General features: G+C 32.5%; 23 protein-coding genes. 13 read left to right on the plus strand and 10 right to left on the minus strand.

The window, feature by feature from the left end; genetic code table 11:
• Positions 1-297 precede the first annotated feature (297 nt).
• The 3 genes from IEV63_RS10590 (at position 298) to IEV63_RS10600 (ending at position 2,100) form a co-directional block, all read left to right on the plus strand.
• Entirely contained in the window at positions 298-1,482 is a 1,185-nt protein-coding gene (locus tag IEV63_RS10590) for a hypothetical protein (RefSeq protein ID WP_188406788.1), read from the plus strand.
• Position 1,483: 1 nt separating this feature from the next.
• Positions 1,484-1,633 (plus strand): hypothetical protein, encoded by a 150-nt coding sequence (locus IEV63_RS10595; protein WP_188406789.1) that lies wholly within the window; start codon positions 1,484-1,486, stop codon positions 1,631-1,633.
• 116 nt (positions 1,634-1,749) lie between these two features.
• Entirely contained in the window at positions 1,750-2,100 is a 351-nt protein-coding gene (locus IEV63_RS10600; RefSeq protein WP_188406790.1) for a hypothetical protein, read from the plus strand.
• A gap of 19 nt (positions 2,101-2,119) precedes the next feature.
• On the opposite strand, the gene IEV63_RS10605 is transcribed toward IEV63_RS10600, so the two are convergent.
• Genes IEV63_RS10605 through recF form a run of 3 tightly spaced genes read right to left on the minus strand, consistent with a single transcriptional unit; the run spans position 2,120 to position 3,933 of the window.
• The gene (locus IEV63_RS10605) at positions 2,120-2,422 is read right to left on the minus strand and encodes a DciA family protein (RefSeq protein WP_188406791.1); all 303 of its coding nucleotides are present in this window, start codon (positions 2,420-2,422) and stop codon (positions 2,120-2,122) included.
• On the minus strand, positions 2,412-2,837 hold the full coding sequence (locus IEV63_RS10610; protein WP_188406792.1) for a lipocalin family protein: 426 nt from the start codon (positions 2,835-2,837) through the stop codon (positions 2,412-2,414). The genes IEV63_RS10605 and IEV63_RS10610 overlap by 11 nt, the downstream gene beginning before the upstream one ends.
• A gap of 10 nt (positions 2,838-2,847) precedes the next feature.
• Positions 2,848-3,933 (minus strand): DNA replication/repair protein RecF, encoded by a 1,086-nt coding sequence (gene recF / locus IEV63_RS10615; RefSeq protein ID WP_188406793.1) that lies wholly within the window; start codon positions 3,931-3,933, stop codon positions 2,848-2,850.
• 205 nt (positions 3,934-4,138) lie between these two features.
• Here recF and IEV63_RS10620 point away from each other — a divergent pair, with 205 nt between their 5' ends.
• The 7 genes from IEV63_RS10620 to IEV63_RS10650 all read left to right on the plus strand — a co-directional run bounded on the left by IEV63_RS10620 (position 4,139) and on the right by IEV63_RS10650 (position 10,360).
• Positions 4,139-4,909, plus strand: coding sequence for a tetratricopeptide repeat protein (locus IEV63_RS10620; RefSeq protein WP_188406794.1), 771 nt, complete (start codon positions 4,139-4,141; stop codon positions 4,907-4,909).
• Between the two features lie 8 nt (positions 4,910-4,917).
• On the plus strand, positions 4,918-5,430 hold the full coding sequence (gene ribH, locus IEV63_RS10625; RefSeq protein WP_188406795.1) for a 6,7-dimethyl-8-ribityllumazine synthase: 513 nt from the start codon (positions 4,918-4,920) through the stop codon (positions 5,428-5,430).
• Positions 5,431-5,520: 90 nt separating this feature from the next.
• The gene (locus tag IEV63_RS10630) at positions 5,521-5,817 is read left to right on the plus strand and encodes a hypothetical protein (RefSeq protein ID WP_188406796.1); all 297 of its coding nucleotides are present in this window, start codon (positions 5,521-5,523) and stop codon (positions 5,815-5,817) included.
• Positions 5,817-7,661, plus strand: a complete 1,845-nt coding sequence (gene mutL, locus IEV63_RS10635; RefSeq protein ID WP_188406797.1) for a DNA mismatch repair endonuclease MutL — start codon at positions 5,817-5,819, stop codon at positions 7,659-7,661. The genes IEV63_RS10630 and mutL overlap by 1 nt, the downstream gene beginning before the upstream one ends.
• Entirely contained in the window at positions 7,662-8,417 is a 756-nt protein-coding gene (locus IEV63_RS10640) for a rhomboid family intramembrane serine protease (protein ID WP_188406798.1), read from the plus strand. It abuts the gene before it with no gap.
• Between the two features lie 3 nt (positions 8,418-8,420).
• Positions 8,421-9,311 (plus strand): rhomboid family intramembrane serine protease, encoded by an 891-nt coding sequence (locus tag IEV63_RS10645; protein WP_188406799.1) that lies wholly within the window; start codon positions 8,421-8,423, stop codon positions 9,309-9,311.
• Positions 9,311-10,360, plus strand: coding sequence for an endonuclease/exonuclease/phosphatase family protein (locus IEV63_RS10650; protein WP_188406800.1), 1,050 nt, complete (start codon positions 9,311-9,313; stop codon positions 10,358-10,360). Before IEV63_RS10645 ends, IEV63_RS10650 begins: the two co-directional genes overlap by 1 nt.
• Here the strand turns inward: IEV63_RS10650 and IEV63_RS10655 are convergent.
• Genes IEV63_RS10655 through IEV63_RS10680 form a run of 6 tightly spaced genes read right to left on the minus strand, consistent with a single transcriptional unit; the run spans position 10,347 to position 15,549 of the window.
• Positions 10,347-10,985 (minus strand): WbqC family protein, encoded by a 639-nt coding sequence (locus IEV63_RS10655; RefSeq protein ID WP_188406801.1) that lies wholly within the window; start codon positions 10,983-10,985, stop codon positions 10,347-10,349. The two genes, IEV63_RS10650 and IEV63_RS10655, sit on opposite strands and share 14 nt — an antisense overlap.
• Positions 10,986-10,988: 3 nt before the next feature.
• Positions 10,989-12,560: a signal peptidase I gene (gene lepB, locus IEV63_RS10660; protein WP_188406802.1), complete on the minus strand. Its 1,572-nt coding sequence runs from the start codon at positions 12,558-12,560 to the stop codon at positions 10,989-10,991.
• A gap of 11 nt (positions 12,561-12,571) precedes the next feature.
• Positions 12,572-13,297, minus strand: coding sequence for a 4-hydroxy-tetrahydrodipicolinate reductase (dapB, locus tag IEV63_RS10665; protein WP_188406803.1), 726 nt, complete (start codon positions 13,295-13,297; stop codon positions 12,572-12,574).
• A 2-nt stretch (positions 13,298-13,299) separates the two neighbouring features.
• A complete protein-coding gene (locus tag IEV63_RS10670) occupies positions 13,300-13,875 on the minus strand; it encodes a DUF5683 domain-containing protein (protein WP_229737233.1) in 576 nt (191 codons plus the stop codon).
• Positions 13,876-13,885: 10 nt separating this feature from the next.
• A complete protein-coding gene (locus tag IEV63_RS10675) occupies positions 13,886-14,785 on the minus strand; it encodes a ParB/RepB/Spo0J family partition protein (RefSeq protein ID WP_188406805.1) in 900 nt (299 codons plus the stop codon).
• Positions 14,785-15,549, minus strand: coding sequence for a ParA family protein (locus tag IEV63_RS10680; RefSeq protein WP_188406806.1), 765 nt, complete (start codon positions 15,547-15,549; stop codon positions 14,785-14,787). Before IEV63_RS10680 ends, IEV63_RS10675 begins: the two co-directional genes overlap by 1 nt.
• Before the next feature lie 342 nt (positions 15,550-15,891).
• Here IEV63_RS10680 and IEV63_RS10685 point away from each other — a divergent pair, with 342 nt between their 5' ends.
• A complete protein-coding gene (locus IEV63_RS10685) occupies positions 15,892-17,679 on the plus strand; it encodes an SLC13 family permease (protein ID WP_188406807.1) in 1,788 nt (595 codons plus the stop codon).
• Positions 17,680-18,110: 431 nt separating this feature from the next.
• A complete protein-coding gene (locus IEV63_RS10690) occupies positions 18,111-18,878 on the plus strand; it encodes an SDR family oxidoreductase (RefSeq protein ID WP_188406808.1) in 768 nt (255 codons plus the stop codon).
• On the opposite strand, the gene IEV63_RS10695 is transcribed toward IEV63_RS10690, so the two are convergent.
• Positions 18,871-19,296, minus strand: a complete 426-nt coding sequence (locus IEV63_RS10695; RefSeq protein ID WP_188406809.1) for a DUF2147 domain-containing protein — start codon at positions 19,294-19,296, stop codon at positions 18,871-18,873. The genes IEV63_RS10690 and IEV63_RS10695 overlap by 8 nt on opposite strands.
• Before the next feature lie 259 nt (positions 19,297-19,555).
• Here IEV63_RS10695 and katG point away from each other — a divergent pair, with 259 nt between their 5' ends.
• Positions 19,556-21,883: a catalase/peroxidase HPI gene (gene katG, locus IEV63_RS10700; RefSeq protein ID WP_188406810.1), complete on the plus strand. Its 2,328-nt coding sequence runs from the start codon at positions 19,556-19,558 to the stop codon at positions 21,881-21,883.
• The last annotated feature ends 142 nt before the right edge of the window (positions 21,884-22,025 follow it).

Below are 22,025 nucleotides of genomic sequence, written 5' to 3' on the forward strand. Positions count from 1 at the left end.
ATCTAAAATTCAGTAGAATCTATTTCAAACGGAAAGCGTTCTTCGCTATAATTTTTTTTTTTGTTTTTTCAGTATCTTTTTGTCCTAAAGAAATTAAACTTACCAAGAGTAGACAGATGAATAGGGGTGTTTTTGACATTTATTTAGATTAATTTCAAATAGCGCTGCAAATATATTTCACTTTATAATAAGCACAAAGCTTATTTAGATTAGTTTCAAAATTATTGATGTTTTAGATTTGTTCACTTAGAGTAGTATTTCTATTTTATTACTATGTTTGAAAAATAAAATTAGAAGATGAAAAAAATATTACTTCTCTGTACGGTTTTGTTGGTCTTAGTAAGCTGTAATTCAGCTAAAAAAGCACAGAAAAAAATAGCGATGGGAAACTACGAACAAGCTATCGATATTGCCATTAATCATTTACAGCGTGACCAAACACGCAGTAGAGGACAGGAACAAATTTTAATCCTACAGGAAGCTTTTACAAAGTTAACCGTAAGAGATAAAAAAAGAATTCGCTTTCTAGAACGCGAAAAGAATGATGCCAACATCATTGAAATTTATAATACCTACCAAAAGTTAGACCGTATTCAAAACCGTATTCAGCCACTTTTGCCATTATACCACCAAGGTTTAGCTACAAAAGTAGAATTTAACTTTACAGATTATTCTTCAGCAATTTTAGAAGCTCAAGATGAATTGGTAGAATTTTATTACCAAGAAGCTAATATGTTGCTAAACAGCAGAGAAAAATTTAGTGCAAGACAAGCTTTTGATGATTTGCAAGAATTACAAAGCATACGACCCAACTACAAAAACACAGTTAAATTAATAGATGAAGCTTATTTTTTGGGAACTGATTTTGTTATAGTTAGTATCGAAAATCAAACCGGTTTTGTTATTCCACAACAATTACAAGATGTTATAACCGACTTTAATACTTATGGTTTAAACGATAAGTGGACACAGTACCACACTAATTTAGAAACAGACTTAGATTATGACTTTGGTTTATTAATCGATTTTACCAATTTTAATTTTTCTCCCGACCAGTTACGAGAACGCGAAATTCAATTGCAAGACGAAATAGTAGATGGTTGGAAATATAAAACCGATGCTAGGGGAAATTACATTAAAGACGATGAAGGAAATAGAATTAAAGAAGATATTTATGTTGAAGTAGAAGGTGTCTTGATAAAAAGCGTTCAACGTAAGGCAGTGATGGTTGAAGCTAGAGTAATTTACCAAGATCTGAAGGCTAACCAACAAATTAATTCATTTCCATTGGCATCAGAATTTATTTTCGAAAATGTATTTGCATCTTTTCAAGGTGATGCCCGTGTATTAAACGACGAAGAAAGACAGCTTTTACAAAATAGAGCGGTACCTTTCCCTAGCAATGAGCGCATGTTAATTGATGCTAGTGAAGAAATAAAAGTAAATTTAAAATCTATTCTTAACCGAAATAAACTCCGATAAAATGAAAAACTTAAGTCTTATTGCCATTGCTTTAATTTTTGGTTGGCAAACTAATTATGCACAAGATAAATTTTACTTAACTATCGATGGCGAAGAGCTTGAAATTGAACTTGATAAAAGCTACAGTTATAAAGTTGGAAAAAGGAAATAAACCTTCAATTACGAGCTAAAGATACCTTAGAATATAACAGTAATTTATCGAGTTTTAAATACCTGAGAACTAATCCTATTTCTGAAGTTATTTTAGATGAAGGTATCAAACAATTAATGATGGTAACAGCAGAAGGAACGGGTGTAATTTTGCAAGAATACGTATCTTTTAATCCCGCTTTTTTAAATGAAATGATGCTTAACGATGTCACTAAAGAAAGTTTAAATTATGGTTTCGAAATGCAACGAGAAGATTACGAAAAAACCTTATTGAGTGGTCAAACTTTAAGCATACAAAAAGCTACTTTAACTTATAACGACGAAATTAACATTTACGAAATTACTTCAATAGGTAAAAAAGATTCAGGAATTTTAATCATGACTATGGCTATGGACGATAACGAGTTATCGCAAGGAAGAAAATTAATCGAAGTATTTTGGAATTCGCTAAAATTTAAGGAAAACTAAATTATTTTAATCAATGCTATTAAATTAAAATCAATTCTTTTACCACAGCTTCGCCGACTTTTTCATTTAACATATCAATTATTTTTTGCTTTCCGTAACTTAACTCTTCTCGTAAAGTAGAAGAGTTTAGTTTTACAAATAATTTTCCTCTGTTTAATTGAATGCTTTGGGTGTAGTTTTTTATAGCTGGACCTAATTCGTTATGCCAAGCATCTTCAATAGCTAATTGATTAAATCCTTTAGAGAGTTTATCGTTTTTCTTAAAATCTTGTAATAAATCTTTTAAACTTTTTTCTTCACTAAATCTTGTTTTATTCTTCATCTTCAATTTTTTTGAAACCAGTGTAAGGTGCATAAGTATAAATAATTCCATTTTTATTTTGAAGTACTAATTCTTCTGAAGTTAAACTTAAAATTTCTTCTTCCCAAGAATCATAATTAGTGGAGTACTTTAAAATAATTGAAGTATCATCTTTTGTAATTACCATAAAATTTTCAATGTCTTTACTACCTTTAAACTTTCCATTATACAAAGGTTTTAGCTTTTTTCTAAATCCAGTTGAATCTTTTAAAACAAAATAATCGACCGTTTGATTATAGGGAAATTCTTTAGATTTTCCCTTATTATTTTCAGCTTTTGTAATTTCCCAATAGCCATCAAGATTACTTAAATTAATTTCTTTTTTGTTACAGCTAAAAAGAAGAACAAGGCTTACAATACATATAATATTTTTCATTTTTCTATTTTTAAGTTAGCTCAAATAATTGATAATCGTTTGTGTTTTCTTGTACCACTTTTTCAGTTCGTTGCGCATGCGTATCCGAAATAAACAGTTGCCCTAAATCATCTTTCATTACCATTTCAATAATTTTTTGCACACGTTCTTCGTCTAATTTATCAAAAATATCGTCTAATAACAATAATGGTTTGGTTCCTTTTTGGGCTTTCATATAATCGTATTGTGCAAATTTTAATGCAATTAAATAAGACTTTTGTTGTCCTTGCGAACCAAATTTCTTTATTGGATAATTTTGAATTTCAAATTGAAAATCGTCTTTGTGTACTCCAAAACTACTATACTGCAAACGTTTATCTTTTTCTAAATGCTTTTCAAATCCCGTTGAAAAATCATCTTGTTGCAGTTGACTTTTATACACAAAGTTTACGTATTCTCTGGCATTACTTATGTTTTCGTATCGCTGTTGGAGTATGGGTTGAAACTCTTTTACAAAAGCTTCGCGCTCTTGATAAATATAAGTACCAAACTCTTGTAATTGTAAATTATAAACGTCTAATTGTGCTTGATTAAATTGGTAATTAGCTGCAAAATATTTTAATAAAGCATTGCGTTGAGAAAGTATTTTTTGATAATTAATTAATGCGTTTAGGTAAGTTCTGTTTCCTTGTGCAATTACTGAGTCTACAAATTTTCTTCTAATTTCGCTGCCTTCTACAATTAAATCGCGATCGGCTGGAGAAATGATTACCAAGGGGATCTCACCGATGTGGTCTGCTATTTTTTCATAGACTTTAGCATTCTTTTTAATAATTTTTTTTTGTCCTTTTTTTACAGAAACTACAATTTGCTGTTGTTGATTTTCATTTTTTTGAAAATTACCATCAACTACAAAAAAATCGCTTCCATGCTGAATATTTTGTTTGGTAATAGGATTAAAATAACTTTTTCCGAATGCCAATAAATAAATACTATCTAATATATTGGTTTTGCCAACGCCATTTCTGCCAACAAAACAGTTAATCTTAGCATTAAAATGAAACTCTTTTTGTGTAATATTTTTAAAGTTAATAATCGATAAATCCCTTAATACCATGCGGTTTGCTTCAATTAATTAAACATAGGTTAATGCTCACGAATGTACTATTTTGTTTTCGATTTTAGCTTACAGTTTATAAATATACTTCACTATCTAAGATTATATTAGTGTTGTTATGTTAATAAGTAGATTAAAAAAACAGAAGTGGAAAGATGAATATTCAATTAAAATTATATTTTTGCCAATTGAATTAAAAAGCAATATGGCAACTTACAAAAAACGTGGCTACAAGCCTAAAAATAAAAAAGAGCAAGAAGAGTTAATCCAAGAAGAATCTACAACTGCAGAAGTATTTGATTCTTTAGACGAAAGCGCTTCAAAAACGGAAGCTTTTATTAGTAAAAATCAAAATGTAATTTTAAGTGTAATTGTATTAATAACCGTAGTTGTTTTAGGTTATTTAGGTTATCAAAACTTTATTTTAGGCCCTAAAGAAAAAGAAGCTGCTGCAGAAATGCATCAAGCACAAGTTTTTTTCGACAATGCAATTAATGCTACCGGAACAGCACAAGATTCAATTTTTAAACTAGCTATTAATGGAGGTAATGCTAAGCCTGGTTTTGTTGCTGTTGCAGATAATTTTAGTGGAACAAAAACCGCTGCTCTAGCCAATTACTATGCAGGTATCTCTTATTTGAATATTGGTGAATACCAAAAAGCAATCGATCATTTAGATAGATTCAATTTAAACGATGAAGTAATTGCACCTATGGCAAAAGGAGCTTTGGGTGATGCTTTTTTGCAAATTAATCAGCCTAAAGAAGCTCTTGGCTACTTTGAGTCTGCCATTAGTTTAAGTAAAAATAGTTTTACAACACCAAAGTATTTACTAAAAGCTGCTATTACGGCTTTAGAAATTAAAGAACCAGCAAAAGCGCTTGGTTATTTAGAGCGTATTAACGAAGAATTTCCAGAAGCTACAGAAGCTAGACAAGCTAAAGCCTTAACTGGTAAAGCTGAAGGTTTAATGTAAATTATATTATGGCAACAGCACATAAAAATTTATCTACATACCAAAAAGAAGAAATACCCAACGCCAAAGATTTTAAATTTGGCGTTGTTGTTTCAGAATGGAACCCAACGATTACACAAAACTTGTTTCAAGGTGCTTTTGATGCATTTATTGAGAATGGAGCTCTTAAGGAAAACATTGTGCGATGGAACGTACCTGGTAGTTTTGAGTTGGTCTATGCTGCTAAAAAAATGCGGGAAAGCTTTGATATGCTAGATGCAATTGTAGTGGTTGGTGTGGTAATTCAAGGAGAAACCAAACACTTCGATTTTGTTTGCCAAGGTGTTACTCAAGGCGTTATGGATTTGAACATAAATGGCGATATTCCAGTTATATTTTGTGTTTTAACCGATAATCATATTCAACAAAGTATAGATCGATCGGGTGGTAAACACGGAAACAAAGGTACAGAAGCTGCCATTGCTGCTATAAAAATGGCTCAGCTTAAAAAGGATGCTAAATTTTATGGATTTGAAAATTAAGCCGATTCATTAGACCTTTATTTTTCTTAAAATTATTGGCCAACGCCCAGATTTATTAGGAAATGATTAAATTTGTTCAAAATCGTTTTCATGTTAAAATTCAATTCCTTTAAGCTGAACAAAAACCAGCGTTACAACTATACTCCTAGATATTACAAAGGGAAGTCTGAAGGTAATATATACGAATTCGATTCGAAGTTTAAAAAATACAAAGATACAACCAACCAAATCGATTTTGGTTCGCAATGGGCAGAAGCTAGAAAACAAAGTAGAACTCGAGGCAACCGCTCGTTTAACGGTAGGATTTTATTAATTGCTGCAATTTTAATTCTTGTTTTTTTATATATTATCGATTTTGATTTATCCATATTTAGTCAAGTTTATTAATGAGTGATATAATTCAACTTTTACCCGATCATGTTGCTAATCAAATTGCAGCTGGAGAAGTAGTGCAGCGTCCAGCTTCTGTTGTAAAAGAATTGCTTGAAAATGCAGTAGATGCAGGTGCAACACAAATAAATTTAGTGGTTAAAGATGCCGGTAAAAGCTTAATACAAGTGGTCGATGATGGCTTAGGTATGAGTATGACCGACACACGTTTAGCTTTTGAACGCCATGCCACTTCCAAAATAAAATCAGCCGAAGATTTATTTAACTTACACACCAAAGGTTTCCGAGGTGAAGCTTTAGCTTCGATTGCAGCTGTTGCACAAGTTCAGGTTAAGAGTAAAACGGAAAAAGCAGATGTGGGAACTTCATTACAAATTGAAGCCAGTCGTGTTAAAGAACAACAAGCTTGTGTAACACCAAAAGGAACTTCAATTGCTGTGAAAAATTTATTTTACAATATACCAGCTCGTCGAAATTTCTTAAAATCTGATGCTGTAGAACAACGCCATATCATCGATGAATTTCAACGTGTTGCTTTGGCACATCCAAAAGTAGGTTTCAGCTACGTACACAATTCATCAGAATTGTTTCATCTTAAATCTGCTAATTTTCGGCAACGTATTGTTGGAATTTTAGGAGCAAAAACCAATGAAAAACTTGTTCCTGTCGAAGAACAAACCGATTATATTCACTTAAAAGGTTTTATAATAAAACCTGAATTCGCCAAAAAAACAAGAGGTGAACAGTTTTTCTTTGTGAACAATCGCTTTATTAAAAGTTCGTATTTACATCATGCTGTTAATGCTGCATACGAAGGTTTAATGAGAGACAAATCTATTCCTTCTTATTTTTTGTATATTGATGTAGACCCTAAAACAGTCGATATTAATATTCATCCTACCAAAACTGAAATTAAATTTGAAGACGAACATTCCATTTACGCTGTTATGCGTAGTGCAATTAAGCATAGTTTAGGTCAATTTCAAATCGCACCAGCTTTAGACTTCGATCGTGATACGGATTTCGATACATCCTACGAACAACATAAAAAACCTATCTCTAATCCCACAATTCAGGTAAATCGAGATTACAATCCCTTTGAAGTAGAAACTCCAAGAAAAGCAACATCTAACTTTTCTAACCACAAACCAATTATACCTAATGCTTGGGAAAGCCTGTATACTGATATTCAACCCCAAAAGGACAAAGTTGAACATTCATCTAAATTTTTAAATGCACCTTTAGAAAATAACTTGTTTCAACATGAAGCCATTTCAGAAAGTATAAAATGCTTTCAATTTAATGGAAAATTTATTGTTGCTGATATAAATGATAAGTTATTGGTTATAGATCAGCATCGGGCACATTCTCGAATTTTGTATGAAGATTTAATGAAAAGTATTACACTAGATGCAGCTCCTTGCCAACAATTGCTTTTTCCTTTAGAAATGGAATTTAGTTCAGCTGATTTTCAAATTTTAACGGATGTGCAAGAAGCTTTGGTGCTTATAGGATTTAGTTTTGAAAAATGGGAAGATAATGAAACACTTATATCTGGTATTCCTAGTCATGTTAAAGAAAGTGATATTGCTGCTATGTTTGATCAATTAGTGGCCGACATGCGTTTAGGAATTCCTAAAAATAACTTTGAACAAAACGATATTTTAGCAAAATCTTTAGCTAAGAACATGGCGATTAAATCAGGCCGAATTTTAAGTACAGAAGAACAACATGATTTAATTCATCAATTATTTACTTGTAAGGAACCAACAAAAACGGCTACAAACCAAAATATTTTCATCAATTTTGCACATCAAGATTTAGAACATAAACTATTGTAAATGGGAAACCTTACCGATACTGTAAAAACTCTATTAATTGCCAATATACTCTTTTTTGTAGGTACTTTGTACTTAGGAGACTATGCCTATCAGCTTTTTGCTTTATGGTTTCCAGAAAATCCTAACTTTGGTATCTGGCAAATTATAACCCATATGTTTATGCATGGTGACCAGTCGCATATTTTTTTCAATATGTTTGCGTTATTCATGTTCGGTAGTGTTTTAGAACGCAGTATTGGTCAGTCTAAATTTATTTATATTTACATATCTGCAGGCTTGGGTGCTGCTGGACTTCAGGTATTATTTAGCTACATTGGTTATTATGGAGCTTTACAGATTTTAACCGACTCTGGCGTAGCATTAGATCAAATTCCTACTATGATATCGAGTACTTTAAAAACTGGAGAATTTCCATATTACATAAACGATTCTAATGTAGAAGCTGCGCGTTCTTTGGTTAGTAACTTTCGAACTCCTATGGTTGGTGCTTCTGGAGCTATATTTGGTGTTTTAGCTGCTTTTGTTTTAATTTATCCAAACATGCCTTTATACTTTATATTTGTACCCATACCAATAAAAGCTAAATATTTAATAGGAGGTTATTTTTTAATTAATTTATATTCAGCAGTTACCGGTTCAACAATTTTAGGTCCATCCAATACAGCTTATTGGGCGCACATTGGTGGAGCAGTAGTAGGTTTTTTAGTAATGTGGTATTGGAAAAGAAATTCGTTTAACCAAAATAGGTGGAATTAAAATATGAGCGACTGGCAACAAAAATTACGATATAAATATGCAACGGCAAATGTACTAGAGAAGTTAATTGCTTTAAATTTACTTTTTTTTGTACTTACTTACGCTTTTCAAACCATTGCTTTCTTTTTTGAAGCTCAAGGTAATTTTTTTTTAGATTGGTTAATTTTCCCTTCTAATCCGTTTGAATTTATTTTTCAGCCATGGAGCATAGTAACTTATGCTTTTTTGCATAGTGGATTTTTTCATATTTTGTTCAATTTAGTTGTGCTTTATTTTTCGGGAAGGATTTTTCTTGAATTTTATGCGCCACAAAAAATGGTTAACTTTTACGTATTAGGAGCCATATTTGGAGCACTTATTTTTATGTTAAGCTTCAACTTGTTTCCTGTATTTAAAACTTTAGGCAGTAGCAGGTTAATTGGCTCGTCTGCAGCAGTTATGGCTATTTTAATTGGCATCGCTACAAAAGTTCCTAATTATGGGTTACGTTTGTTTTTATTCGGGAATGTAAAGCTTTGGCATATTGCTGTAGTTTTTGTAATTCTAGATTTTATACGAATTCCCTTTGGCAATCCAGGCGGACATTTAGCGCATTTAGGGGGTGCTTTTATTGGTTATTATTACTCAAAACAACTAGACAAAGGAAACGATTTGGGAAGTTTTGTAACATCAATAATGCATTATTTCCAGTCTTTATTCGATGGTTCTGCACGGTCAAAACGCAATATGAAAACCGTTCATAAATCCAAATCTAAAAAATCTACATCTACAGTTTCTAAATCTGAAAAACAAAAAAGAGTTGATCAAATCCTTGAGAAAATAGGGAAAAGCGGTTACGAAAGTCTAACTAAAGCAGAAAAAGACTTTTTGTTTGATGCTGGCAAAGATTTGTAATGATGGCGCAAAAAAAACTACATTGGTTGGATCGTTTTATCTATTTTTTGAATGTAGTTTTTGCTTTTTTACTTTTAATTTCTTATCTACTTCCTTTTATATCGCCTAAATTTATTCCTTTTATTTCCATTTTAAATTTTGGAATACCGCTGTTGATACTAATTAATGTGCTGTTTTGTGCTTACTGGATTTTAAAATTGAAAAAACAAGTACTTTTATCAGCAATAGCTTTATTGTTAGGATTAAACCATATCACATCTTTGTATGTATTTAATGAGCAAACTTCTGAAAATGAAGTTATTTCAAACACATCTAGTTTTAAATTAATAAGTTATAATGTTCGGCATTTCAATATGCATGAATGGATTCCCAATACAGAGGTCACTCCTCAAATAAAAGATTTTTTGCTTAAGGAACAACCAGATTTTATAGCCTTTCAAGATTTTGAATTTAGAGATGATTTTGATTTAAAAAAAATATATCCTTACCAGGTTCAATTTAAAAAAGAAGGTAATCGATATCTTCGTCTAAGTTTGTTTTCTAAATACCCGTTTTTAAAACAAAAAAACCTAGATTTTAGCAATACGGGGAATGGTGCTTTTTTTGTTGATGTTAAGTTACCTAAAGACACCCTACGTATTTTTAATATTCATTTAGAATCCTTAAAAATTAAACCTGATGTAAAGGAACTTCAAAATGAAGACCGCAATCAGTTAATTAGTAGGGTAGGGCATTCATTTAAAAAACAAGCTGAACAAATTGAATTAATTTTACCACATTTGGAAGCTTCACCTTTTAAAAATATTGTAATTGGAGATTTTAATAATACTGCATTTTCTTATATATATAGAGCTCTTAAGAATAATAATTTAAAAGATGCTTTCAAAGAAAAGGGAAATGGTTTTGGAAAAACTTTCGACTTCGATTTTATTCCAATTCGTATAGATCATGCTTTAGTTGATAATGAAATTGAAGTTTTAAATTTTAAAAATTACGACATTCAATTATCCGATCATTATCCTATTTCTGTTGAATTTAAGCTTCCTTAGCTTCTTGGGTTCGCAAATATGCTAGCGCGTTTGTGCCTTCATTAAAAAGTAAATCTAAAATGCTTAAATTAGAAATAAAACCTTTCTTACTTTCAAAAACTTGAATGTATTTATCTAAGTTAAGATTCGCAGTCCGCTTCGCTTTTCCCAAAAATCTCAAATCGTTTATTTCTTCTTTATCGGTTTGCGCTTCTTGGTATTTGCTTGTAAACTCAATCTGTAAATCCAGCCCTAGACTTGCTAAAAGTACCTGCCAAGCATCTTGAGTAAAATCGATTAAATATTCATATTTTTTATGATACAAAGGATAAAAGTCATCTTCAAAAAATTCGAAATACGGAGAAGTTCGATACGCAGATTCTAAGGACTTCCAATGTAAACGTTGCCACTTAAAATCGTTTTCAATTTTTACTTCTTTCAAAAGCTGATGCGCTCCGCTACCATTGTGTTTTATAGGAATATTTAACAACAATTTCCCATTAGCACCATAAATATATTGTCTTGTTCGGTAACTTTGTTTTTGGTAATTTTCATTGATTTCAAACGCTAACGCATCTGCCTGAGCAATAGGAACAAACAAATCGATTGGTCCAAAGTATAAAGGTTGAACAAGCGTTTTTTTCATAATTTAAGCTTCTTTTTTACGTTTTTTAAAAGTGCTGTAACCAATCCAAATCAAAACAAAAATTAAAAAATAAGGTAAATAAGAAGTTCGTTCACCTTCACCACCAACGGTAGTGAACATCCTATCCCATCGAATTTTATTTAAACCGCTTGCGTGTGGATCGATACTTAACCATATAAAAACTGGTTTACCAACAATATGCGTAGCTGGTACAAAGCCCCAATAACGGCTGTCTTCAGAATTATGGCGATTATCACCCATCATCCAATAATAATCTTGTTTAAATGTGTATTCGTTTACAGCTTTTTCGTTAATAAAGACTTGGTCGCCTTCTATACTCATAACTTGTTCAATTCCCATTTCTTCGCCTTCGTAAACTTCAATAGCTCTCCTATAAAAACCGAAACTTTCTGCATTTAAAGCTACGCTTTGTCCAGCTTTTGGAATGTAAATAGGTCCCATTTGATCGTGGTTCCAAGTATGTTTTTTATTATTAGGAAAAATTCGGTCGTCTTTATAATCGGTTGGAGAAAATAGTCGAGTAACTTCTTTTACATTGGGGTGATTGATAAAAGTTTTTATACTTTCTTCAGACATGGCTTTAATGTAGTATTGGTCTTTATCTTTATTGTAGTAACTAATACCATCGGTAATGTTGTATCTACTTCGTAAAAACTCTGGATTAAAGCCTTGTCCTTTACCTTGTACCATATACGAAAATTGAGGTTTAGCCCGATCAGGAAGTTCAATTTGTTTTCCGTTTACATGTACGTAACCATCTATAATTTCTAAAGAATCTCCAGCAATACCGACTGCTCTTTTTACGTAATTCGATTTTTTGTCGATGGGTTTATAGTAGTGTTTTCCTGAAGTATCGAAAAATTGCCTTACTGTATCGACCGGCCAATTAAAAACTACAATATCATTACGTTGTATTTCCTGAAAACCAGGCAATCTAAAATAAGGAAGCTTCACATCGCTGATATATGATTTTACACCAACCAACGGAATACTATCGTGCACCATAGGAAGCGCAAGCGGAGTTTGTGGCGTTTTAGCACCATAATGAAACTTGCTTACAAATAAAAAGTCGCCAACTAAAAGCGATTTTTCTAAGGAAGGAGTTGGAATGGTAAAGGGTTGCATTACATAGGTATGCACAAGGGTTGCAGCTACAACAGCAAATAAAATAGAACTTACAGTTTCTCCCGCTTTACTTTGTGCATTTAACTCTCGTTTTCCAACGTATTTTGTGGTAGTAAAGTAATTGATATAATACAAATAAAATCCTAAACTTAGTATGCTTAACCATGTATCTGTACTCGTGTTTTTTTGAAAACTTCTTGCAGTTTCTACCCAAATTACAGGAAACATAATTAAATTAATAATAGGGATAAACAGCAAAATTGTCCACCAAGTAGGACGCTGAATAATACGCATTAAAATTACAGCATTGTAAATAGGTATTGCTGCTTGCCATGGACTTCTGCCAGCACGTTTGTATAATTTCCAAGTCCCTAAAAAGTGAATTACTTGAATTGCGAGTATAAAAATAATTAATTGAATAAAAGTCATGAGTTTAGATTTTAAGCGGTAAAGGTTTTTAGCACATCTTTCATTAGATAAACGCCTGGATTAGATTTGTTGTAAAGCCATTCTGCGGCAATTACAGCACCTAGTGCAAATCCGTCGCGGGTATGAGCTGTATGTTTAATTTCAATAGTATCAATATTGCTTTTGTAGGCGATTTGATGGGTGCCTTTTACATCTTCTATGCGTTTAGCTTCAATTGGAAGTTGATTTTTATTAGCTTCATTAGCTGGATATTTCCATGAAATGTATCTTTCGTTTTCATCCATAATAGCTTCAGCTAAAGTAATGGCAGTACCGCTTGGCGCATCGAGTTTTTCGGTATGGTGAATTTCTTCTAAGTCAACTGAATACTCTTTAAAATTTGCCATAAGTTGTGCTAACTTCGAATTTAATTCGAAAAACAAATTAACACCTAGACTAAAATTTGAAGCGTAGATAAATCTTCCTTTTTTAGTTTTGGTTAGTTCACAAATTTCATGATACTGATCTAACCAACCTGTAGTTCCAGAAATAACAGGAATGTTTAAATCTAGACAAGTGGATATGTTGTTAAATGCTGCTTTAGGAATGCTAAAATCTATCGCTACATCTGCATTTTGTAGTTTGGTTATATCCATCGGTGTAGCCGATTGTTTCAGAACAATTGTATGTTTGCGCTGTAAAGCAATTTGTTCTATGGTTTTCCCCATTTTTCCATATCCTAACAAAGCAATTCTCATAATTAATTAAATTTAAAATTTAGGCTTAAGCCGTAGCGTAATTCTCCCGTAAAAAAATCTTGCTCAGCTTGGGGTTTTAAAGATAAATTTTCGCTGACATTAAATTGTTGCAAATGTGCATCTACATTAGCGTCTACAATGTTTAAAACATAAGCACCAACTACAAAAAGCAAGGATAAATCTCGATTTTTTCTAAATAATTTTTGAGCATCAATTAAATTTTGATCCGTTAACACATCAAAAAATTCGTCTTCTTGACCTGTTAAGCGTTGTTTAAACGCATTTCTATATTTTTTGTACTGGTTATTGTTATCGATATAAAAATAAGTAGTTGTACCAATCGCTGCATAAACTATTGGTAATTTCCAGTATTTACCATTGTAAATCTGGCCTAATCCAGGTACAATAGCCGAGTAAAATGCAGCTTTTGCAGGACCAAGCGGGTCGTATAAATCTAAACTGAAATCCTTTTCTTTTAAATTAGGCTCTGTTTTTAATTTCATGCTCATGCCTTTTTTTTGGGGAATGCTATCATTTTGAGCATTGGTAAAATGAAGCCCAAAAATTAAAATAAACAAAAGGCAATATTTAGTTTTGCTTAGATTCATCGATTAGTTTTTTGATTCGCTCAAAATCTTCAGCAGAAGCAAATGGAATTATCAATTTTCCATTTCCTTTTTTATTGAGCTTAACTTCTACTTTGGCTCCAAAGTAACTCGAAATTTCTTTAACTGCATTTTGCTTATTTTCGTCAAACTTGGTTGGGGCAGTTGTTTTTTGCTTAGTGTTTAGAGCTTTTATTAAACGTTCGGTTTCTCTAACTGAAAGTTTGTCTTTTACAATGCGTTCGTATATTTCTAATTGTTGTTTGGTGTCCGATAAAGCAATTAAAGCTCTACCGTGACCCATGCTTAAAAAGCCATCGCGCATTCCAGTTTGAATAATTGGGTCGAGTTTTAGTAAACGCAAATAATTGGCAATAGTAGAACGATTTTTACCAATGCGTTCGCTCATTTCCTCTTGGGTTAAATCTACTTCTTCAATTAAACGTTGGTAAGAAAGTGCAATTTCTATGGGATCTAAATCTTGGCGTTGTATGTTTTCAACTAAAGCCATTTCGAGCGACTCTTGGTCGTTGGCTATGCGAATGTAAGCGGGAATACTAGCTAAACCTAAAAGTTTAGATGCGCGAAAACGTCGCTCACCCGAAACCAATTGATATTGGTTAAAGCCTAATTTACGTACGGTAATGGGCTGTATTACTCCCAATTCTTTTATAGAAGATGCTAACTCTGTTAATGCATCTTCATTAAAACTGGTACGAGGTTGATGCGGATTGACATCGATACTGTCTAAGTCGAGTTCTACAATATTACCTACAACTTTATCTGCATTTTTATCTTTAGCCGATTGTATGTCGTTATCTGGATCTTTCAGTAAGGCCGAAAGCCCACGACCCAAAGCCTTTTTTTTGGTAGCTTTTGCCATTACTTGTTTTTCTTTATAATTTCTTCTGCCAAACTTAAATAATTATTTGCTCCACGGCTACTTGCATCGTATTTAATTATGCTTTCTCCATAACTAGGTGCTTCACTTAGGCGCACATTACGTTGAATTACGGTTTTAAAAACCATATCTTCAAAGTGATTTTCTACTTCTTCTACAACTTGGTTAGATAAACGTAAGCGCGAATCGTACATAGTTAGCAACAAACCTTCAAAGTCCAAGTTGGGATTGTGTATTTTTTGAACACTTTTCACTGTATTGAGTAATTTACCCAGACCTTCTAAAGCAAAGTATTCACATTGAATAGGAATGATGATCGAATTGGCTGCTGTTAAGGCATTTAAAGTTAATAAACCCAAAGAAGGTGCACAATCTATAATGATATAATCGTAGTTGTTTTTAATGGGTTCCAAGGCTTCTTTTAGCATGTACTCTCGACGTTCTTGGTTTACCAATTCCAATTCGATAGCCACTAAATCTATATGAGCAGGTAGAATAGAAAGATTTGGCGAGTCGGTTATTATAATAGCATCTTCGGCAGGATTACTATGTTCTAAAATTTGATAGGTTCCAATTTCAACACTTTCTACATCAATACCTAGGCCTGAAGTAGCGTTGGCTTGTGGGTCAGCATCAATCAACAAAACCTTTTTCTCTAAAACCCCTAAAGATGCCGATAAGTTTACAGCTGTGGTTGTTTTCCCAACTCCTCCTTTTTGGTTAGCAATCGCGATAATTTTTCCCATGAAATTTTATAAAATTCAGTTTGTAAAAGTACAATTTATTCTCCCATTATAAAACTCGAATTATCAATACTTATTGTGGTTTTTAGAATATGAAAATGTGTTAAAGTTTCAGTTTTTGATTCCACAAAAAAATTAAGATTTACGATTTTTGATTCAATTATTTATTAATAACTAAACTACAACTATTTATTCCGTATAAGTAACAGTGCACAAAGGAATCTCATGAAATTGAAGTCTAAATGTTAAGGTTTTAAATTTAACTTACATTTTAAAACTATTTATCCTATTACTCTAGTAAATTGATAGAGATAATTTATATTTGCCTGTTTTAGAACCTAAAAAATGGCTACAGCAGCAATTATTACGCTTATTATTATTGGAGTTGTCGTGTTGTTGTTTGCAACAGATTGGTTGCCTATAGATTTAGTAGCGATTTTAACTATGTTGGCGCTTGTATTAACCGGAAGTATTTCTGCTGAAGAAGGTGTAGCTGGTTTTAGTAATAAAGCTACCATAACGGTTGCTTTTATGTTTGTGCTAAGCGAAGCACTATTAAAAACCGGAGCTTTGCAAGTTTTAGCACAGCGTTTATCTAAATTATTTAAGCAAAACTTTAATTTAGGCTTGTTGTTAATGATGTTACTTATCGCTTTTATTTCGGCCTTCGTTAACAATACGCCTGTAGTAGCTGTTTTTATTCCTGTAGTAATACAAATTGCACATCGTGCAGGTTTAAGCCCTGCTAAAATGTTAATTCCTCTGTCTTTTGCTTCCATTTTTGGTGGCATGTGTACGCTCATTGGTACTTCGACTAATATTTTAGTAAGTGGGATTGCAGAAAAGGAAGGAGAAGCTGCTATCGATTTATTTGCTATGAGCAAAATGGGAATAATTTTTCTTGTAATTGGTATTGTTTATATGCTGATTTTTGGTAAGAAATTACTACCTAATCGAGCAAATCAAGATTTAAAGCAACGCTTTAATTTACGTTCTTATATTACTGAAATAGAGATTTTAGAATATTCAAATTCGGTAAATAAGGCTATTATGGATGCTGAAATGGTCAAGGATTTACACCTAGACGTAATGGAGGTTAGGCGAAGTGAAAATAAGTACAATCAACCTTCGGGAGATTTTGTTTTAAAGGCTAACGATGTATTAAAAGTGCGTTGTAATGTCGATAAAATTAAAACCTTAAAAGACCAAGCCAAAATTGTAGTTGCTACACCTATAAAAATTGGAGACGACGACTTGAAAGGTAAAGCATCTACTTTGGTGGAAATGGTGATTTCTGCAGAATCTGAACTACACAATAAAACCTTACGGGAACTAGATTTTAGAAGACGTTTTAGAGCAATTCCCTTAGCTATACAACATCGAGAATCGATTTCTAACGAAGGCATTTACGATGTAAAACTACGTTCAGGCGATATTATTCTTGCTGAAGTAAAAACTCATTATGTTAAAGAACTAAAACGTATAGAAAGTAAACAAAAACCACCTTTTGTTTTATTAAGCGAAGATGTAATTACAGACTTCGACAAACCTAAGTTTAGCTTGGTATTGAGTTTAATTTTAATAATGATTGGCTTAGCAGCCTTTAATATCTTAGACATTATGGTTGGAGCCATATCTTGCGTGGTTATGATGGTGTTGTTTAAGGTAATTAATATGAAAGAATTATATAAAGCCATTAATTGGAAAATAATTTTTTTAATTGCGGGCACATTAAGTTTAGGAACCGCCATGGTCAATACAGGCCTAGATGTTTATATTGCTAATTTTATAACCTATCAATTAGGTAGTTATGGGCCAGTTGCTATAGTATCAGGTTTATATTTAACTACTTCTATGTTAACCGAAATTATGTCGAATAACGCTTCGGCAGCAATTATGGCTCCCATTGCCATTGCTACAGCCCATGGAATGGATATGGAAGCACTGCCTTTTTTAATTACAGTTATGTTCGCAGCTTCAGCAACATTTATGACTCCAGTTGGTTACCAAACCAATGCCATGGTATTTAGTGCTGGTAAATATACTTTTGTTGACTTTTTTAAAGTTGGGGTGGGACTAAATATTCTTTTTTGGATTGCTGCTAGCATACTTATACCACTGCTTTATTTTTAAATCTACAGTACTTTTAATTTATTTCTTTTTCAGATAACTATAGGTTTTAAACAAATTGTGCAATTGCTGCCGTAGAAATAAGTCTTTTATAGTATAGATTAGTGACTTTATTTATAGTTTTTAAAAAGCTTTTTAAACAGGTAATATCACTTACTTTTCTATCTAAGGACAAAGCCAGTTTATTTTTAACATGCTTACTAATAAAGTTAAAAATAAAGTCATAATTAAAAATAGGAGTAAGCAGAATAGTCTTTGTATAATATTAAACAACTAAATATAAATTATTAAAAAACATAAATCATTATTAAGATATTATTGAGATTGTACTTTCGGGACTAAAAAATATAGTAGAATTGCATAAATGTGTTATTGATGAACTAAAAAAGCTTGTTATGGCACATGCATTTTTACCAAAAAACTCAAAATTTTAAATGAAAAAAACAGCTCTCATTTTAGGCGGAAGTAAAGGTTTAGGATGGGCTAGTGCTCAAAAATTAGCCAAACACGATTGGAATTTAATAATAATTCATCGTGATCCTAAAAATCAATTGGATCAATTCTATGCTGAAGTCAAATTGTTAGAAGATTCAGGCTGTAAGATTACAACCTATAATAAAGATGCTACCAAGTCAGAATCCATTCAAAAACTAATTAAAGAGTTTCAAAATGAAAATTCCAATTTAAAAATCGATTTAGTTTTGCATAGCATAGCGAAAGGAAGTATGAAATCTATGCATGGTGAGCAAAAGTTATCTAATTTAGATTTTTCAATTACAATACAAGCTATGGGATACAGCTTGTACGAATGGGTAGATGCTTTATTTACTTCAAAATTGCTAAACAATCCTTCGCGAATTTTGGCTTTTACTAGTGAAGGCAATCAAAAAGCTTGGGCAGGCTACGCAGCGGTTTCTTCTGCTAAAGGTGTTTTGGAAGCGATAAGTAGAAATATAGCGATAGAATTTGCAGTACACGGTATTACTTCCAATTGTATTCAGGCTGGATTAACTTTAACTGAAGCATTTAAGAAAATACCCAATAGTGAAAAATTAGCTGAATTTAGACAAAAACAACATCCCTTAGGAAGATTAACTCAACCAGAAGATGTAGCTAATGTGGTTTATATGTTAAGTCTACCTGAAGCAAGTTGGATTAATGGAAGCATTATAAAAGTAGATGGTGGCGAAAGTATTATTTAGCGCGTTTCCATTGAATGGTTTTAAAAATAATACTCACGTAAGCACGTAGATTTAAAATATCTGGATTTTCTTTATCAATCCACAATTTCGCATCGTAGGTTTTGTCATTCTCTGGGTCAGTTACGGTTCCATTTATCAATTCATTTCCATCCTTTTTAAACGACTTAAGTACATTAAAACCCATAAGCTGCTTGTCTTTCATTTTGCCTTTACAATGCTTACAAACAGCATCATTTGCAACACCATCTTCAAGGAATCTCACAATTTTCCCGTAGTATTGCCCATCTTGTTTGTAAATTTCTACAACAGATTTTTCTTTTCCAGAATCAACATCTATGGTAATCCATTTGTCTTCAATAGATTGAGAAATCGATATTGAGCTTAACAATAAACCAACAAACAGAAGCAGTATCTTCATTCTTTTTGATTCTAAATTAATACAATATCAAATGATAGCTTAAGCTTTGTGAAATATTTTAAATATAGATTTGTTCTATTATAAAAAATAATATAATTTAAATATCTAATAGTTAATGATTTAAAATAAACTCTTAATTTAAAATTTTATTAGCTAATTGAAGTATAAATAATATCAATCTATTAAAATATTTACAAGTTTATTAATAATTTACTTTTGACAAATGATTATATTTATAAAAACTCAAAAATTAGTACACATGAAAAATTTAGTATTACTCAGTATGCTTTTTCTTTCATTTTCAGGTTGGGCACAATCTGCAGCTTCAGAAACTGCTACATGTCCAGTTACAGGAATGAAAGGTAATGCACATTCTGCTCATGGAGAAACAGCAAGTGCTGGAGAAAACTCCTACGATGATTCGGATATGAATCGTATTGCAACCCGCGATAAAAACTGGTGGCCAAATCAATTAAACGTTGGTATTTTACGACAAAATGCAGCAAAATCTAACCCAATGGGCGAAGATTTTAATTATGCAGAAGCTTTCAGTCAATTAGATTTAGAAGCTGTAAAATCAGATTTAAAAGTTTTAATGAAAGATTCTCAAGATTGGTGGCCAGCAGATTTTGGTCATTATGGCGGTTTATTTATTCGTATGGCTTGGCATAGTGCAGGTACCTACCGAACTGGCGATGGCCGCGGAGGTTCTCGCGATGGTCAACAACGTTTTGCACCGATTAATAGCTGGCCAGACAACGCTAACCTAGATAAAGCTAGAAGATTAATTTGGCCAATTAAACAAAAATATGGCAACCAAATTTCTTGGGCAGATTTAATGATTTTAGCTGGTAATGTTGCCTTAGAAGACATGGGGTTTGAAACTTTAGGTTTTGCAGGTGGTAGAGAAGATTCTTGGGAACCTTATACTGATATTTACTGGGGTCCAGAATCAAAATGGCTAGAAGATGAACGTTACTCAGGCGACAGAGAATTAGAGAAACCTTTGGCGGCTGTACAAATGGGTTTAATTTATGTTAATCCTGAAGGACCAAATGGAGAGCCTGACCCAGTAGCTGCAGCTCACGATATTCGCGAAACTTTTGCTAGAATGGGTATGAACGACGAAGAAACTGTTGCTTTAATTGCTGGTGGTCATACCTTAGGAAAAACCCACGCAGCAGCTGGAGATGAACACTTAGGAGCTGAACCTGAAGCCGCAAGTATAGAAAATCAAGGTTTAGGCTGGATTAGCGATTACAAATCGGGCAGCGGTGCTGATGCCATTACTTCTACAGTAGAAGTTACTTGGACATCTACACCAACCGAATGGAGTCATGATTATTTAGAGTTTTTGTATAAATACGAATGGGAATTAATGAAAAGCCCTGGCGGTGGACATCAATGGAAAGCTAAAGATGCAGAAGCAATTATTCCTCATGCATTTGATGAAGAGAAAAAACAACTACCCTATATGTTAACTACAGATTTGTCTTTAAAAATGGACCCAGCTTACGATAAAATCTCACGTCGTTTTCTAGAAAACGAAGACGAATTTAAAAGAGCTTTTGCAAAGGCATGGTTTAAATTAATTCACAGAGATATGGGGCCAACCTCTACATATTTAGGTTCAGATGTTCCATCGGAAGAATTTGTTTGGCAAGACCCAATTCCAGCGGTAGACCATAAATTGGTAGCACAAGGTGACGTGGATAAACTGAAAAAAGAAATTTTAAACTCAAATTTAAGCGTAGGTGAATTGGTATCAACAGCTTGGGCTTCTGCTTCAACATATCGTCATTCAGATCGACGTGGTGGTGCAAATGGGGCTCGTTTATTACTTGAGCCACAACGCAACTGGGAAGTAAATAATCCTGAGCAATTGGATAAAGTTTTAGTTGAATTAGAAAAAATTCAGAAAAAATTTAATAAGAAAGCTAAAGGAAATAAGCAAATTTCAATGGCCGATTTAATTGTATTGGCTGGAAATGCTGCAGTAGAAAAAGCAGCAAAAGATGCTGGTGTTGAAGTTGAAATTCCTTTTACACCGGGAAGAATGGATGCTTTAGCTGAACAAACTGATGAAGAATCAATTAATTTACTGAAGCCTATTGCAGATGGTTTTAGAAATTTTACCAGTGGGCAGTATATTTTTACAACTGAAGAGTTATTAATTGATAAAGCTCATTTATTAACTTTAACTCCACCAGAATTAACTGTTTTAGTGGGTGGAATGCGTGTGTTAGATACTAATTACGATGGGTCTGAACATGGTGTATTAACTGATAATAAAGGAGTGTTGACTAACGACTTTTTTGTGAATTTGTTAGATATGAATGCTAAATGGGAAGCTTTAGATGAAGAAGCTGAATTGTATAATATTAAAGACCGCTCTACTGGAGAAGTAAAGTGGACTGCAACTCGTGCAGATCTAATATTTGGTTCTAATTCAGAATTAAGAGCTTTATCTGAAGTATACGCTGCTCAAAATGCAAACGAAAAGTTTGTAAACGATTTTGTAAAAGCTTGGCATAAAGTAATGACTTTAGATCGTTTCGATTTAAAATATGGTCCATATAAACAATAGTTTTAATTTCTATCAACAAAAAAACCGCCTATATAGGCGGTTTTTTTGTTTTAAAAGATTCCAAATTACACTAGTTTAACTATTAAATACCCGTCTTTTTATGGTTAAATTGGTATTACTGTTATTTAGCTATAAAAGCTTC

Source organism: Psychroflexus salis (assembly GCF_014640175.1).
Classification (GTDB): domain Bacteria; phylum Bacteroidota; class Bacteroidia; order Flavobacteriales; family Flavobacteriaceae; genus Psychroflexus; species Psychroflexus salis.